The sequence below is a fragment of the Streptomyces sp. Y1 genome, from assembly GCF_041053115.1.
Lineage (GTDB): Bacteria > Actinomycetota > Actinomycetes > Streptomycetales > Streptomycetaceae > Kitasatospora > Kitasatospora rubellomurina.
Genome location: NZ_CP163445.1, coordinates 6753378 through 6770813, shown reverse-complemented (window position 1 = coordinate 6770813; position 17436 = coordinate 6753378). Strand labels below are relative to the sequence as shown.

The following is a 17436-nucleotide window of genomic DNA, read 5'->3' as shown; positions in this document are numbered from 1 at the left end:
CTCACCCGAACCCGGACCACGGGTCGGACAGGAAGGCACCCAGCGCAATGACCAGCGACGCGAAGGTCCTCGACACCCTCAAGCGGCTGACCCTCGACCTGCGCAGGACCCGCCGCCGCCTCCAGGAGGTCGAGGACGGCGCCCGCGAGCCGATCGCCGTCATCGGCATGGCCTGCCGCTACCCCGGCGGGGTCACCTCCCCCGAGGACCTGTGGCAGCTCGTCACCGAGGGGCGGGACGCCATCTCGCCGCTGCCGACCGACCGCGGCTGGGACGAGGACCTGTACCACCCGGACCCGGCCCGGCACGGCACCGTGTACGTGCGCGACGGCGGATTCCTGGACGCCCCCGCCGACTTCGACCCGGCCTTCTTCGGGATGAGCACCCGCGAGGCGCTGGCCACCGACCCGCAGCAGCGGCTGCTGCTGGAGACCTCCTGGGAGGCCTTCGAGCGGGCCGGCATCGACCCGGCCGCCCTGCGCGGCTCCCGCACCGGCGTGTTCGCCGGGGTGATCTACCAGGACTACGCGTCCCGACTGCGCCGGGTGCCGGGCGAGTTCGAGGGCTACGTCGGCAACGGCAGCACCGGCAGCGTCGCCTCCGGCCGGATCGCCTACACCTTCGGCCTGGAGGGGCCGGCCGTCACCCTGGACACCGCCTGCTCCTCCTCGCTGGTCGCCCTGCACCAGGCCGCGCAGTCGCTGCGCGCCGGGGACTGCTCGCTGGCGCTGGCCGGCGGCGTCACGGTGATGGCCTCGCCGCTGGCCCTGGTCGAGTTCAGCCGCCAGCGCGGCCTGGCCACCGACGCCCGCTGCAAGGCCTTCTCGGCCGGCGCCGACGGCACCGGGCTGGGCGAGGGCGTCGGCATGCTGCTGCTGGAGCGGCTGTCCGACGCCCGGCGCAACGGGCGCCACGTCCTCGCCGTGATCCGCGGCAGCGCCGTCAACCAGGACGGCGCCAGCAGCGGGCTGACCGCGCCCAGCGGGCCGGCCCAGCAGCGGGTGATCCGGCAGGCGCTGGCCGCGGCCGGGCTGTCCGCCCACGAGGTCGACGCGGTCGAGGCGCACGGCACCGGCACCACGCTGGGCGACCCGATCGAGGCGCAGGCCCTGCTGGCCACCTACGGCCAGGACCGGCCCGCCGACCAGCCGCTCTGGCTCGGCTCGGTCAAGTCGAACATCGGGCACGCGCAGGCCGCCGCCGGCGTCGCCGGGGTGATCAAGACGGTGATGGCGATCCGGCACGGCGTGCTGCCGCGCACCCTGCACCTGGACGGCGCCAACCCGCTGGTGGACTGGGACTCGGGCGCCGTCGAACTGCTCGCCGAGCAGCGGGACTGGCCCGCGACCGGGCACCCGCGCCGGGCCGGGGTGTCCTCCTTCGGGGTGAGCGGCACCAACGCGCACCTGATCCTGGAGGAGGCGGCCGCCGAGGAGGCCCCCGAGGGGACCGGAGCCGAAGAGGCCGCCGCTGTCGCCCCGGCGACCGTGCCGTGGGTGCTCTCCGGGCGGACCGAGGCCGCGCTGCACGCCCAGGCCGCCCGGCTGCTCGACCGGCTCGACGAGCAACCCGGGCTCACCGCCGTCGAGGTGGGCGCGGCGCTGGCCCGCACCCGCTCGGTGTTCGAGCACCGGGCCGTCCTGCTGGGCGCCGACCTGGCCGCGCTGCGCTTCCAACTGGCGGCGCTGGCGGACGGATCGGCCACCCGGCGCGGGATCGCGACGCAGGAGCGCCGGGTCGCGTTCGTCCTGACCGGGGCCGACGGCGGCGACCTCGATCGGGCCGCCCGCCTGCTGGAGACCGCGCCGGCCTTCGCCGCCCGGCTGGCCGAGTGCGACGCGGCGCTGGCCGAGGCGGTCGGCTGGACGGCGACGGACGTGCTGCGCGGCGCCGCCGGCGCGCCCGCCGCGACGGCCGAGCAGGTCGCCCGGCCGCTGCACTGGGCCGTCCTGGTGGCCCTGGCCGGGCTCTGGCAGAAGCACGGGGTGCACCCGGCCGCCGTGGTCGCCACGGGCTCGGCCGCGCTCGCCGGGGCCACCGTGGCCGGGGCGCTGTCCCTGGCCGAGGGCGCCCGCGCGGCCGCCGCGGGCACCCCGGCCGACCTGGCGACCGGCCACATCCCGCTGTTCGGCGCACTGGCGGAGGCCGTCGAGCGCCGCCACACCCTCTTCCTCACCCTCGGCACCGGCCCCGCGTCCACCGAGGCCGGGCCCGGCCCGCGGGTGGTCGACGGCGGCCGCGACACCGACGGCTTCCTCGCCGCGCTGGCCGAACTCCACGTGCTCGGCGTCCCGGTGGACTGGTCGGCGGCCTTCCCGGCCACCGGCCTGCGCCGGGTCGAGCTGCCCACCTACGCCTTCCAGCGCCGCCGCTACTGGCTGGAGGACGAGCCGCAGAGCCTGGACGTCGCGGCGGCCGGGCTGGCCCCCGCGGACCACCCGCTGCTGCACGCCGAGGTCGAACTGCCGGACGGCGGCGGCCTGCTGTTCACCGGCCGGCTCTCCCCCCGCGAGCAGTCCTGGCTGGCCGACCACGCCGTCCACGGGCGGGTGCTGCTCCCCGGCACGGCCGTGGTGGAGCTGGCCCGCTGGGCCGGCGAGCAGGCCGGCTGCGCGGGCCTGGGCGACCTGACGCTGCTCGCCCCGCTGTTCCTGCCCGACGCGGGCACCCGCATCCGGCTCGCGGTCGGCGCGCCGGACACCGCCGGCCGCCGCCCGGTCGAGCTGGCCTCCTGGGCCGCCACCGAGGACGGCGAGGGCGGCTGGACCAGGCACGCCACCGGGACGCTCACCGCCGAGGCGCCCGTCGACTCCTCCGACCTGGTCAGCTGGCCACCGCCCGGCGCCGTGCCGTTCCCGGTCGACGGCTTCTACCCCCGCACCGAGGCGCTGGGCATCGCCTACGGCCCCGCCTTCCAGGGCCTGCGCGCGGCCTGGCGGCGCGGCGAGGAGGTGTTCGCCGAGGTGGCGCTGCCCGCCGACCTGCGCCCCGAGGCCGCCCGGTACGGCGTCCACCCGGCGCTGTTCGACGCGGCCCTGCAGGCCTTCGCCGCCGCCGGGCCCTCGGCCGGCGAGGCCGGGCCGGCCCTGGTGCCGTTCGCCTGGCAGGGCGTGTCGGTCCGGGCCGCCGGGCCCTCGGCGCTGCGGGTGCGGCTCGCCCCGGCCGGGCCGGACGCGATGACGCTGGAGGCCGCCGACCAGGCGGGCGTGCCGGTGCTGTCCGTCGCGAGCCTGCGCGCCCGGCCGATGGCGGCGGACGCCGACCCCGGCCGGCCGCTGTGGCGCACGCACTGGGTGCCGGTGGCCGCGGCCCCGGCCCCGACCGCCCGCCGTACGGCCGTCGTCGGCGCCGAGGCGGCCGGGTGGCCGGCCGACGCCCGGTACCCGGACCTCGCCGCGCTGGCGGCCTCCGGCGACCCCGTGCCGGAGACCGTCCTGCTGCCGCTCGCCCCGGCCGCTGACACGCCGGCCGCCGTCCACGCGGCCACGGCGGAGGTGCTGCGGCTGGTGCAGGCCTGGCTGGCCGAGCCGCGGTTCGCCGCCGCCCGCCTGGTGGTGGCGACCCGCACGGCCCAGGCCGTCGAGCCCCGAGCCGAGGGGCCCGCCGCGCCGGGTCAGGAGGGCCCGGAGGCGAGCGGGCGAGCAACGGCCCCCGACCTCGCGGGTGCAGCCGTCTGGGGGCTGCTGCGCACCGCCCAGTCCGAACACCCGGGCCGGTTCGGCCTGCTGGACACCGACGCCACACCGTCCGCCGAGACGCTGGCCGCCGCCCTGGCCGTCGCCAACGAGCCGCAGCTGGCGATCCGCCACCAGCGGCTGCTGGCACCCCGGTTGACCGCCGGCACCGCCCCCGCGACCGGCGGGGCCGGGTTCGACCCGGACGGCACCGTCCTGATCACCGGCGGCACCGGCACCCTCGGCGGCCTGCTCGCCCGCCACCTGGTCGCCGAGCACGGCGTCCGCCACCTGGTGCTCACCGGCCGGCGCGGCGACCGCACGCCCGGCGCGGCCGAGCTGGCGGCCGAACTGACCGCGCTCGGCGCCGAGGTGACGCTGGCCGCCTGCGACGTCGCCGACCGCGACCAACTGGCCGCGTTGATCTCCGGCTTGAACCACCCGCTGACGGCGGTGGTGCACGCGGCCGGGGTGACCGACGACGGCCTGCTGGCCGCGCTGACGCCCGAGCGGCTGGCCGCCGTGCTGCGGCCGAAGGTGGATGCCGCCTGGCACCTGCACGAGCTCACCCGGGACCTCGACCTGGCCGCGTTCGTGCTGTTCTCCTCCGCCTCGGGCGCCTTCGGCACCGCCGGCCAGGCCAACTACGCGGCCGCCAACGCCTTCCTGGACGCGCTCGCGCTGCGGCGCCGCGCCGAGGGCCTGCCCGCCCTCGCGCTGGCCTGGGGCCTGTGGGCCGAACGCAGCGAGCTGACGGGCCGTCTGGACGGCGTCACGGCGGCCAGGTTGGCCCGGGACGGCGTCGGCGCACTCGGCACCGCCGAGGCCCTTGATCTTTTCGACCGGGCCCGTAAGATCGACTCGCCGGTGCTGGTCCCCGTCCGGTTCGACCTCGCGCAGCTGCGGGAGCGGGCCGACCGGGAGCGGATCCCGGCGCTGCTGCGGGAGTTGGCGGCTCCGGCGGCACCGTCCGAGGCTCCGAAGGCGGCCACGGCACCGAAGCCGTCCGAGGTGTCCGCGGTGTCAGAGGCGCCGGAGGCCACGGCCACCGACCCGGCGACGGGCTTCGCGCAGCGCCTGCGGGCGATGCCGGAGGCCGACCGCCGGCGGGCCCTGCTCGACCTGGTCCGCACCCACGCGGCCGTGGTCCTGGTCGAGGCGACGCCCGAGGACATCGACCCCGGTCAGGGCTTCGTCGACCTGGGATTCGACTCCCTCGCCAACCTCGAACTGCAGGACCGGCTGAGCGACGCCACCGGGCTCAGCCTGCCGAGCACCCTGATCTTCGACTACCCGACCGCCCAGGCCCTGGCGGACCACCTCTGCGCCGAGTTCGGCACCGAGGAGGCCGTCGAGGTCGGCCCCGTCCTGGCCGAACTGGACCGGCTGGAGGCCTTCCTGGCCTCCTTCGACGCCAACCTCCAGGCCCGGCAGGCGATCACCCACCGGCTGAGGGACCTCCTCTCCCGCCGGGACGGCGACGCCCGCGACGGTGCCGACGCCGACACCCGCACCGAACGACCCGATCTCGACACCGCGACCGACGACGAGCTCTTCGACGTGCTCGACCAGTTGCGCGCCGGCTGACGGCGCGCACTCCCCAGGTCATCCCCGCACCGGCTATAGGAGCAGGCTCACAGTGGCAAATGAAGACAAGCTTCGCGAGCACCTCCGGTGGGCTGCCGCCGAACTGGGCGAGGCACGCCGCCGGGTGGCCGAGCTGGAGGCGGCCGAGCGCGACCCGATCGCCATCGTCGGGATGAGCTGCCGCTTCCCGGGCGGCGTCCGCACGCCGGAGGAGCTGTGGGAGCTGGCCGTCGAGGGCCGGCACCCGATCGGCACCCCGCCGGCCGAACGCGGTTGGCGCGTCGAGGAGTTCTACGACCCGGACGGCGCGCGCCCGGGCACCTCGTACGTGTGCGAGGGCTCGTTCCTGGAGGGCGCGGACGCCTTCGACCCGGCCTTCTTCGACATCAGCCCGCGCGAGGCCCTGGCCATGGACCCGCAGCAGCGGCTGCTGCTGGAGACCTCCTGGGAGGCCTTCGAGCGGGCCGGCATCGACCCGTCCTCGATGCGCGGCGCCAAGGTCGGCGTGTACGCGGGCCTGATGTACCACGACTACGGCAGCCGGCTGGCCTCGGTGGACGAGTCCGTCGCGGGCTTCCTCGGCGCCGGCACCTCCGGCAGCGTCGCCTCCGGCCGGATCGCCTACGTGCTCGGCCTGGAGGGCCCGGCGGTCACCGTGGACACCGCCTGCTCCTCCTCCCTGGTGGCGCTGCACCTGGCCGCCCAGGCCGTCCGGCGCGGCGACTGCACCATGGCGCTGGCCGGCGGCGTCACGGTGATGGCCACGCCCGACACCTTCGTCGAGTTCAGCCGCCAGGGCGGCCTGGCCCGGGACGGGCGCTGCAAGTCCTTCGCGGCCGCCGCGGACGGCACCGCCTGGGGCGAGGGGGTGGGCATGCTGCTGGTGGAGCGGCTGTCCGACGCCCGCCGCCTCGGGCACCGCGTCCTCGCCGTGCTGCGCGGCTCCGCCGTCAACCAGGACGGCGCGAGCAGCAGCCTCTCCGCGCCCAACGGGCCGTCCCAGCAGCGGGTGATCCGGGCCGCGCTGGACGACGCCGGCCTCTCCCCCGACCTGGTCGACGCCGTCGAGGCGCACGGGACGGGCACCAAGCTCGGCGACCCGATCGAGGCGCAGGCCCTGCTGGCCACCTACGGGCAGCAGCGGCCGGCCGAACGGCCGCTGTGGCTGGGCTCGTTGAAGTCCAACCTGGGGCACACCCAGGCCGCGGCCGGGGTCGGCGGCGTGATCAAGATGGTGCTCGCGATGCGGCACGGCCTGCTGCCGCGCACCCTGCACGTGGACGAGCCGACGCCGCACGTCGACTGGTCGGCGGGCGCGGTCGAGCTGCTCACCGAGGAGCAGCCCTGGCCGGAGACCGGCCGCCCGCGCCGGTCCGCCGTGTCCTCCTTCGGGGTCAGCGGCACCAACGCGCACGTGATCCTGGAGGAGGCGCCAGCCGAGGAGGAGGCGCCGGAGCCGCAGGAGTCGGCCGACGTGCTGCCCTGGGTGGTCTCCGGCCGTACCGCCGACGCGCTGCGCGCCCAGGCCGGGCTGCTGCACGCCGCCGTCGACGCCCACCCCGAGTGGCGGCCGGCCGAGGTGGCCGCCGCGCTGGTCGGGCAGCGGACCGGTTTCGAGCAGCGCGCGGTGGTGGTCGGCGGCAGCCGCGAGGAGCTGCTGGGCGGCCTGGCCGCGCTCGCCGAGGGCGACGCCGCGCCGGGCCTGGTCACCGGCGCCGGCGGCTTCGACCGGCCGGTGTTCGTGTTCCCCGGCCAGGGCTCGCAGTGGCTCGGCATGGGCGCCGAACTCCTGGACACCTCCGAGGAGTTCGCCGCCTCCATCGCCGCCTGCGAGGCCGCGCTGAAGCCGCACGTCGACTGGTCGCTCACCGACGTCCTGCGCGGCGGCGGCGACCTGACCCGGGTCGACGTCGTCCAGCCCGCCCTGTTCGCCATGATGGTCTCCCTCGCCGAACTGTGGCGCTCGCTCGGCGTCGAACCGGCCGCCGTCATCGGCCACTCCCAGGGCGAGATCGCCGCCGCCACCGTCGCCGGAGCCCTGTCCCTGGAGGACGGCGCCCGCGTCGCCGCCCTGCGCAGCCAGGCGATCCTGGCCATCGCCGGACAGGGCGGCATGGCCTCGCTCCCGCTGCCCCGCGACCGCGCCGAGGAGCTGCTGGCCCGCTGGAACGGCCGGCTCTCCGTCGCCGCCGTCAACGGCCCCGCCAGCACGGTGGTCGCCGGGGACGGCGACGCCCTCGACGAACTCCTCGCCCACTGCGAGCAGTCGGAGATCCGCGCCCGCCGCATCGACGTCGACTACGCCTCGCACTCCCCGCACGTCGAAGCCATCGAGACCCGCCTCGCCGAAGCCCTCGCCGGGATCACCCCGAAGGCCGCCGACGTCCCCTTCTTCTCCACCGTCACCGGCGAGTTGATCGACACCACCGAACTGGGCGCCGCCTACTGGTACACCAACCTGCGGCAGACCGTCCGCTTCACCGACGCCACCCTGGCCGCGCTCGCCGCCGGCCACCAGGCCTTCGTCGAGGCCAGCCCGCACCCGGTGCTCACCGCCGCCGTCCAGGACACCGCCGACAGCGCCGACCGCACCGCCGCCGTCGTCGGCACCCTGCGCCGCGGCGAGGGCGGCCCGCGCCGCCTGCTCACCTCGCTCGCCGAGGCCCACGTGCAGGGCGCCGCCGTCCGCTGGCCGGGCCTCGGCCCCGCCGGCCGCACCGTCGACCTGCCGACCTACGCCTTCCAGCGCGAGCGGTACTGGCTCGACGCGCCCGCCACCGGCGCCGACCCCCGGGCCGCCGGCCTCACCGCCACCGGGCACCCGCTGCTCACCGCGCTGCTGCCGCTGCCGGACGGCGACGAGCTCGTCCTCACCGGCCTGCTGTCGGTGGCCACCCACCCGTGGCTGGCCGACCACGCCGTCTGGGGCACCGTCCTGCTGCCCGGCACCGCGCTGGTCGAACTCGCCGTCCACGCCGGCGACCAGGCCGGCTGCGACGTCCTCGACGAACTCACCCTCCAGGCGCCGCTGCTGCTGCCCGAGGACGGCTCCGTCCAGCTGCAGCTGCGCGTCGGCGCCCCGGACGACACCGGGCGGCGCCCGCTCACCGTCCACTCCCGGCCCGACGCCGAGCGGCCCTGGACCAGGCACGCGACCGGCCTGCTGGCCGCCGGCGCCGAGCGGCCCGACTGGGACCTCGCCGCCTGGCCGCCGGCCGGCGCGCAGCCGGTGGACGTCGAGGGCCTGTACCCCCGCCTCGCCGAGGACGGCCTCGGCTACGGCCCCGCGTTCCAGGGCCTGACCGCGCTCTGGAAGCGCGGCGAGGAGCTGTTCGCCGAGGTCCGGCTGCCGCGCGAACTCCACGAGGACGCCGCCCGGTTCGGCCTGCACCCGGCCCTGCTGGACGCCGCCCTGCACGCGGCCGCGGCCGCCGGGCCCGGCCAGGTCCGGCTGCCGTTCTCCTGGGACCGGGTGACCCTGCACGCCACCGGCGCGACCGCGCTGCGGGTGCGCCTGGCCCCGGAGGGCGCGGAGGGCGTCTCGCTGCGGGTCGCCGACGGCGCCGGCGCCCCGGTGGCCCGGGTGGCGTCGCTGCTCAGCCGCCCGGTCGCCGAGGAGCAGCTGCGGGCCGCCCGCGCCGAGGACGCGGACCCGCTGCTGGCGGTGGAGTGGGCCGAGCTGCCGGCCCCCGCGGCGGCCCCGGCCGCCACCCTGGTGCTGCTCGGCGAGGACGCGTCCCTCGCGCTCCCCGCCCACCCGGACCTGGCCGCGCTGGCCGAGGCCGTCGACCGCGGCGCGACCGTCCCGGACGCCGTCCTGGTGCCGGCCGCCGTCACCGACCCGGAGCAGCCCGCCCCGGCGGCCGTCCGGGCCGCGACCGAGCGCCTCCTGACGCTCCTGCAGCAGTGGCTGGCCGACGAGCGGTTCGCCGCCGCCCGCCTGGTGCTGCTCACCCGGGGCGCGGTCGGCGCCGCCGAGGGCGAGGCCGTGCGCGACCTCGTCCAGGCCCCGCTGTGGGGGCTGCTGCGCTCCGCCCAGACCGAGCACCCGGGCCGGTTCGTCCTGCTCGACCTGGACGGCCACCCCGCCTCGCGGGCCGCGGTGGCCGCCGCGCTCGCCACCGAGGAGGACCAACTGGCCCTGCGCGGCGGCCGGTTGCTCGCCCCCCGGCTGGTCCGGGCGGGCACCGAGCGGCTGCTGCAGCCGCCGGCCGACGCCGAGCACTGGCGGCTGGACACCACCGGCAAGGGCACCCTGGAGAACATCGCCCTGCTGCCCCACCCCGACGCCGGCGCGCCGCTCGCCCCCGGCCAGGTGCGCATCGCCGTCCGCGCCGCGGGCATGAACTTCCGCGACGTGCTGCTCGGCCTCGGCATGGTCAACCAGGACGTGATGGGCGGCGAGGCCGCCGGCCTGGTGCTGGACGTCGCCCCGGACGTCACCGGCTTCGCCCCCGGCGACCGGGTGATGGGCATGGTGCCCGGCTCGTTCGGCCCGGTCGCCGTGGTCGACCACCGGCTGCTCGTCCCGCTGCCCGCCGGCTGGAGCTTCACCGACGGCGCCACCGTGCCGATCGCCTTCCTCACCGCCTACTACGGCCTGGTCGACCTCGCCCACCTGTCCCCCGGCGAGTCGGTGCTGATCCACTCGGCCACCGGCGGCGTCGGCATGGCCGCCACCCAGCTCGCCCGCCACCTGGGCGCCGAGGTGTACACCACGGCCAGCCCCGCCAAGTGGGAGACCCTGCGCGCCCTCGGTGTCCCCGAGGACCGGATCGCCTCCTCCCGCAGCCTCGACTTCGAGCAGCGGGTCCGCGAGGCCACCGGCGGCCGGGGCGTGGACGTGGTGCTGAACTCGCTCGCCAACGAGTTCGTCGACGCCTCGCTGCGGCTGCTGCCCGAGGGCGGCCGGTTCGTCGAGATGGGCAAGACCGACATCCGCGACGCGGAGCAGGTCGCCGCCGACCACCCCGGCACCAGCTACCTGTGGTTCGACCTGATCGAGGCCGGCTACGAGCGGATCGGCCGGATGACCCGCGAACTGATGCCGCTGTTCGAGAGCGGCGTGCTGCGGCCGCTGCCCGCCGCCACCTGGGACGTGCGGCGCGCGCTGGACGCGTTCCGGTTCATGAGCCAGGCCAGGCACACCGGCAAGGTGGTGCTCACCATGCCGACCGCGCTGGACCCGGACGGCACCGTGCTGATCACCGGCGGCACCGGCGTGCTGGGCGGCCTGGTCGCCCGCCACCTCGTCGCCGAGCACGGCGTGCGCCACCTGCTGCTGCTCGGCCGGCGCGGCCCGGCCGCCGCCGGCGCCGAGGAGCTGCGCGCCGAACTCGCCGCGCTCGGCGCCGAGGTGACCATCGCCGCCTGCGACACCGCCGACCGCGCCGCGCTCGCCGAGGTGCTGGCCGCCGTCCCCGCCGCGCACCCGCTGACCGGCGTGGTGCACGCGGCCGGCGTGCTGGACGACGCGGTGATCGCCTCGCTCACCCCCGCCCAGCTGGAGAACGTGCTGCGCCCGAAGGTGGACGCCGCCTGGCACCTGCACGAGCTGACCCGGGACGCCGACCTCGCCGCCTTCGTCCTGTTCTCCTCCTCCGCCGCCGTGCTCGGCGGCCCCGGCCAGGGCAACTACGCGGCCGCCAACGCCTTCCTCGACGCGCTCGCCCAGCGCCGCCGGGCCGAGGGCGCGAGCGGCCTCGCCGTCGCCTGGGGCCTGTGGGAGCAGGCCAGCGCGATGACCGGCCACCTGGACGCGGCCGACCTGACCCGGATGCGCCGCTCCGGGATCAGCCCGCTCGGCGACACCGAGGGCCTGGCCCTGTTCAGCGCCGCGCTGCGCGCCGACCAGGCGCAGCTGGTGGCGATGAAGCTCGACGTCCCGGCGGCCCGCGCCGCGTTCGCCGCCGGCCCGGTGCCGCCGCTGCTGAAGCAGCTGGTCGGCGGCACCGCCCGGCGGACGGCGGCGGCGGCCGGCGGCGACGGCGGGCGCTCGGCGCTGGCCGGCCGGCTGGCCGGGCTGCCCGAGGCCGGCCGGGCGCGGGTGCTGCTGGACCTGGTGCGCGGCCACGCCGCCGTCGTGCTCGGCCACGCCACGGACGACGCGATCCAGCCCGCCCAGGCGTTCAAGCAGCTCGGCTTCGACTCGCTGACGGCCGTCGAGCTGCGCAACCGGCTGGGCGCGGCCACCGGGCTGCGGCTGCCCGCCACGCTGGTCTTCGACCACCCGACGCCGGAGGCGCTGGGCCGGTTCCTGCTCGACGAACTCGCGCCCGCCGGGGCCGAGTCGGCGGACGGCGACCCGGCGGCGGACGCCGAGGTGGCCCGGCTGCTGGCCACCATCCCGCCGGCCCGGCTGCGCGCGGCCGGACTGCTGGACGCGCTGCTGGCGCTGGCCGGCGGCCCGGGACCGGACGGCCCGGCGGCACCGGGTACCGAGGCCCGGGCCGAGGCGGACGAGCTGGCCGAGATCGACGACATGGACGCCGACGACCTGATCGGCCTGGCGCTCGGCACCGGCGACCACGACGACGACCTCAGCACCACCGACTTCTGAGAGCGCGGAGACCAACGATGGCTGCATCACAGGACAAGGTGCTGGAGGCGCTGCGGGCCTCGGTCAAGGAGACCAAGCGGCTGGAGCAGCAGAACCGCCGGCTGACCGAGGCCCGGCACGAGCCGATCGCGATCGTCGGCATGGCCTGCCGCTTCCCCGGGGACGTCCGCTCCCCGGAGGACTTCTGGCGGCTGCTGGCCGAGGGCCGTGACGCGGTCGGCGGCTTCCCCGCCGAACGCGGCTGGGACACCGAGGAGTTGTACGACCCGGACCCGGACGCCGCGGGCAGGAGCTACGTGAAGCACGGCTGCTTCGTGCGGGGCGCGGAGCGCTTCGACGCCGCGTTCTTCGGGATCAGCCCGCGCGAGGCGGTGGCGATGGACCCGCAGCAGCGGCTGCTGCTGGAGACGTCCTGGGAGGCGTTCGAGCGGGCCGGCATCGACCCGTCCTCGGTGCGCGGCAGCCGGACGGGCGTGTTCGTCGGGGCGTCGCCGCTCGGCTACGCCGCCGGGCCGCACACCGCCGAGGGCGCCGAGGGCTACCTGCTGACCGGGACGACCGTCAGCGTCGCCTCCGGGCGGCTCTCGTACGCCTTCGGTCTGGAGGGCCCGGCGGTCACCGTGGACACCGCCTGCTCCTCCTCGCTGGTGGCCCTGCACCTGGCGGGCCGGGCGCTGCGCGACGGCGAGTGCACGATGGCGCTGGTCGGCGGCGCGGCCGTGATGGCGGCGCCGCACATGTTCATCGAGTTCAGCCGCCAGCGCGGCCTCGCCCCGGACGGCCGGATCAAGGCCTTCGCGGGGGCGGCGGACGGCACCGCGTGGGGCGAGGGCGTCGGTGTGCTGCTGGTCGAGAAGCTGTCGGACGCGCGGGCCAACGGGCACCCGGTGCTCGCGGTGGTGCGCGGCTCGGCGGTCAACCAGGACGGCGCGAGCAACGGCCTCACCGCGCCCAGCGGTCCGGCCCAGCAGCGGGTGATCCGGCAGGCGCTGGCCGACGCCCGGCTGACGGCCGACCAGGTCGACGCCGTCGAGGCGCACGGCACCGGCACCCGGCTCGGCGACCCGATCGAGGCGCAGGCGCTGCTGGCCACGTACGGGAAGGAGCGGCCGGCCGAACGGCCGCTGCAGCTGGGCTCGGTGAAGTCCAACATCGGCCACACCCAGCTCGCCGCCGGCGTCGCCGGGGTGATCAAGATGGTGCTGGCGATGCGGCACGGCGAGCTGCCCGCGACGCTGCACGTGGACGAGCCGACCCCGCAGGTCGACTGGTCGCGCGGCGCCGTCGAGCTGACCACCGAGCGGCGGGCCTGGCCGGCCGTCGACCGGCCCCGGCGGGCCGCGGTGTCCTCGTTCGGGATCAGCGGCACCAACGCCCACGTGATCCTGGAGCAGGCCCCCGCCGCCGAGGAGCCGCCGGAGCCGCTGGAGGCGCTGGAGGCGCTGGAGGCGCCCGCCGTCACCCCGTGGCTGCTGTCCGCCCGCACCCCGCAGGCGCTGACCGCCCAGGCCGACCGGCTCGCCGCCGCCGTCGCCGCCCACCCCGACTGGCAGCCGGCGGACGTCGCCCGCACGCTCGTCACCGCCCGGGCGGACCTCGACCACCGGGCCGTGCTGCTCGGCGCCGACCGCGCCGCCCTGCTGGCCGGCCTGGACGCGCTGCGCACCGGCGCGGCCACCCCGCAGCTGGTCCGCGCCGACGCCACCCGCCCCGGCAAGCTCGCCCTCCTGTTCACCGGCCAGGGCTCCCAGCGGGCCGGCGCCGGCCGTGAACTGCACGCCCGCTTCCCGGTGTTCGCGGCCGAACTGGACAAGGTCTGCGCCCTGCTCGCGGAGCGCACCGGCCTGCCGGTGCGCGAGGCGCTGCTCGCCGAGGACGACGCGCTGCAGGGAAAGCTGGACGAGACGGCGTTCACCCAGGCCGCGCTGTTCGCGCTGGAGGTGGCGCTGTACCGGCTGGTCGAGTCCTGGGGCCTGACGCCCGACTTCCTGCTCGGCCACTCCATCGGCGAGCTGGCCGCCGCGCACGTCGCCGGGGTGTTCTCGCTGGAGGACGCCGTCACGGCGGTCGCCGCGCGCGGCCGGCTGATGCAGGAACTGCCCGCCGGCGGCGCCATGGTGGCGATCGAGGCGGAGGAGGCGGAGGTCGCCGCGCTGCTCGTCGGCAAGGAGGCGCTGGCGAGCATCGCCGCCGTCAACGGCCCGCGGGCCGTGGTGGTCTCCGGCGAGGAGGCGGCGGTCACCGAGCTGGCCGAGCGGCTGCGCGCCGAGGGCCGGCGCACCAAGCGGCTGACCGTCAGCCACGCCTTCCACTCCCCGCGGATGGCGGGCATGCTCGACCGGTTCCGCGAGGTGCTGGCCGGCCTGACCCTGCGCGAGCCGCTGATCCCGCTGGTCTCCGACCTGACCGGCCGGCCGGTGGACGGCGCCGAGATCCGCACGCCCGAGTACTGGGTGCGCCACGTCCGGGAGGCGGTGCGCTTCCACGACGGGGTGCGCCACCTGCTCGGCCAGGGCGTCACCACCTTCCTGGAGCTGGGCCCGGACGGCGTGCTGTCCGCGCTGACGCAGAACGGCGCCGGCGAGCGGGCCGCGGCGATCGCCGCCCTGCCGCTGCTGCGCAGGGGCCGCCCGGAGCCGGAGACCGCGCTGGCCGCCCTCGCCGGGGCGCACGCGCGCGGCGTCCCGGTGGACTGGTCGGCCGTCCTCGGCGGCCCGGCCGGGCGCCGGGTCGACCTGCCGACGTACCCGTTCCAGGGCGAGCGCTACTGGCTGGACGCCGCCCACGCCGCCGCGGCCGAGCCCGCCGGCCTGGGCGTCGCGGCGGCCGGGCACCCGCTGCTCGGCGCGGCCGTCACCCCGGCCGAGGGCGGGGGGCTGATCCTCACCGGGCGGCTGTCCGTCCGCTCGCACCGCTGGCTGGCCGACCACGTCGTGCTGGACACCGTCGTGGTGCCCGGCACCGCCTACCTGGACCTGGCGCTGCACGCCGCCCGGCTGACCGGCTGCGCGGCCGTCGAGGAGCTGGACCAGGAGGCGCCGCTGGTCCTCACCGGCGACGACGCCCGCCAGGTGCAGCTGGTGGTCGGCCCCGACGACGGCACCGGCCGCCGGCCGATCGCCGTCTACTCCCGGCCGGACGCCCCCGACACCCTGGACGACGCCGAACCGCAGCCGTGGACCCGGCACGCCGGCGGCGTCCTCGGCACCGGCGAGGCCGCCGGGCCCGAGTGGCGGGCGGACGGCGTCTGGCCGCCCGAGGGCGCCGAGCAGGTGTCCGTCGACGACTTCTACGAGGCCGTCGCCCGCGCCGGCTTCGCCTACGGCCCGTCGTTCCAGGGCCTGCGGGCGATGTGGCGGCGCGGCGAGGAGCTGTTCGGCGAGGTCACGGCACCCGAACAGGCCCGGGACGCCGGCTACGGCGTGCACCCGGCGGTGCTGGACGCGGCGCTGCACACCGGCCTGGTCGGCACCACCGGCGAGCGGGTGCTGCTGCCGTTCGCCTGGAACGGCGTGCGCCTGCACCGGGCCGGCGCGACCGCGCTGCGGGTGCGCCTGGCCCCCGCCGGTCCGGACGCGATGTCGCTGCAGGTGGCCGACGAGACCGGGGCGCCGGTCGTCGCGGTGGCCTCGCTGCGGGCCCGGCCGGTCTCGGTCGAGCAGCTGCGGGCGGCCTCCCGGGCCGGCGTCGGCGACGCGCTGTTCCGGGTCGACTGGACGCCGGCCGAGCCGGCCACCGGCGGCGTCGGCCGCTGGGCCGTCCTCGGTGACGGCGCGTTGGGCGCGGACATCGCCCCCGCGCGCTACCCGGACCTGGCCGCGCTCACCGCCGCCGAGGCGCCCGACACCGTCTTCCTGCTGCCCGAGGAGCCTTCTCGGCTCTCGGACGGCGACCTGCCCGGCGCCGTGCGCGCCGCGCTGCACCGCACCGCCGCCGCCCTGGCGGCCTGGGCCGAGGACGAGCGGTTCGCCGCCTCCCGCCTGGTCGTGCTGACCCGGGGCGCGGTCGCCGCCGGCGCCGACCAGGACGTGCCGAACCTCGCCCAGGCGCCGCTGTGGGGCCTGGTGCGGGCCGCCCAGGCCGAGCACCCGGGCCGGTTCGTGCTGCTCGACCTCGACCCGGCCGGCGCCGACCCGGCGGCCGCCCTGCAGACGGCGGCCGTCACCGAGGAGCCGCAGCTCGCCCAGCGGGCCGGGGCCGTGCTGACGCCCCGGCTGGTCCGGGCCCGTCCCGCCGTGCCCGCCGCGCCCCTCGCCCTCGACCCCGAGGGGACCGTCCTGGTCACCGGCGGCACCGGCGCGCTCGGCGTGCTGCTCGCCCGCCACCTGGTCACCGAGCACGGCGCGCGCCACCTGCTGCTGCTCGGCCGTCAGGGCCCGGCCGCCCCCGGCGCCGAGGAACTGCGCGCCGAACTCGCCGCGCTCGGCACCGAGGTGACCGTCACGGCCTGCGACGCGGGCGACCGCGCCGCCCTGGCCGAGGTGCTGGCCGCCGTCCCCGCCGCGCACCCGCTGACCGCCGTCGTGCACGCCGCCGGCGTGACGGCGGACGGCGCCCTCGCCGCCCTCGACGCCGCGCACTTCGACGCCGCGCTGCGCCCGAAGGCCGACGCCGCCTGGCACCTGCACGAACTGACCGGGGGCAGCGACGCCGCCTTCGTGCTGTTCTCCTCGGCGACGGCCACCCTCGGCGGCGCCGGCCAGGGCGCCTACTCGGCGGCCAACGCCTTCCTGGACGCCCTGGCCCGGCACCGCGCCGCCCAGGGCCGGCCCGCGCTCTCGCTGGCCTGGGGCCCGTGGGAGCAGCGCGACGGCATGGCCGGGGCGCTCGACGAGGCGACGCTGGGCCGGATGCGGCGCGCCGGCGTCCGCCCGCTCACCGAGGCGGACGGCCTGGCGCTGTTCGACGCGGCGCTGACCGGCGCCGAGCCCGTCCTGCTGCCGGTGCGGCTCGACGCGGCGGCCCTGCGCGCCGCCGGCCCCGACCTGCCGCCGCTGCTGCACGGCCTGGCCGGCCCCGCCCGCACCCGGGAGACCGGCGCGGCCGACGACCTGTGGCGCCGGCTCGCCGGGCTGGACGGGCCGGAGCGCGAACGCGCCCTGCTCGACCTGGTCCGGGCCCAGATCGCGGTGGTGCTCGGCCACGCCGACACGGCCGCGGTCGGCGCCGACCGCACCTTCACCGACCTCGGCTTCGACTCTCTGACCGCCGTCGAGCTGCGCAACCGGCTGACCGCCGCCAGCGGCCTGCGGCTGCCCGCCACGCTGGTCTTCGACTACCCGACGGCGGCCGAGCTGGCCCGTTACCTGGACGGCGCGCTCCCCCGCGAGGGCGCACCCGCCGCCGCCCCGGTGCTGGACGACCTCGACCGCCTGGACGCGGCCCTCGCCGCGCTCGCCGCCGACCACCCCGACCGGGCCCGGATCGGCGCCCGGCTGCGCGCCCTGGCCGCCCGCTGGAGCGACCAGCGCCCCGCCGGGGAGGGCCAACGACCGGAGCCCGAACTGGAGTTGGAGTCGGCCGACGACGACGAGATGTTCGACTTCATCTCCAAGGAGCTCGGCATCTCCTGACCAGCCGTCCGCCTGTCCCACCGTCCAGTCCTCCTGAAGGGGT

Annotated in this window: 2 protein-coding genes and 1 pseudogene; all 3 read left to right on the top strand. The window is 77.8% G+C overall.

The window, feature by feature from the left end:
• The first annotated feature begins 47 nt into the window (after positions 1-47).
• Positions 48-5261 carry an SDR family NAD(P)-dependent oxidoreductase gene (locus AB2U05_RS29615; RefSeq protein WP_369184752.1) on the top strand — a complete coding sequence of 1738 codons (5214 nt, stop codon included), beginning with the start codon at positions 48-50 and terminating at the stop codon, positions 5259-5261.
• A 76-nt stretch (positions 5262-5337) separates the two neighbouring features.
• Positions 5338-11820: pseudogene (locus AB2U05_RS29610) on the top strand (type I polyketide synthase); the annotation flags it as partial.
• 17 nt (positions 11821-11837) lie between these two features.
• Entirely contained in the window at positions 11838-17393 is a 5556-nt protein-coding gene (locus tag AB2U05_RS29605; protein WP_369184751.1) for an SDR family NAD(P)-dependent oxidoreductase, read from the top strand.
• The last annotated feature ends 43 nt before the right edge of the window (positions 17394-17436 follow it).

Coding starts and splice junctions, on each gene's coding strand:
- AB2U05_RS29605 (WP_369184751.1), top strand. CDS start 11,838: ATGGCTGCATCACAGGACAAGGTGCTGGAGGCGCTGCGGGCCTCGGTC.
- AB2U05_RS29615 (WP_369184752.1), top strand. CDS start 48: ATGACCAGCGACGCGAAGGTCCTCGACACCCTCAAGCGGCTGACCCTC.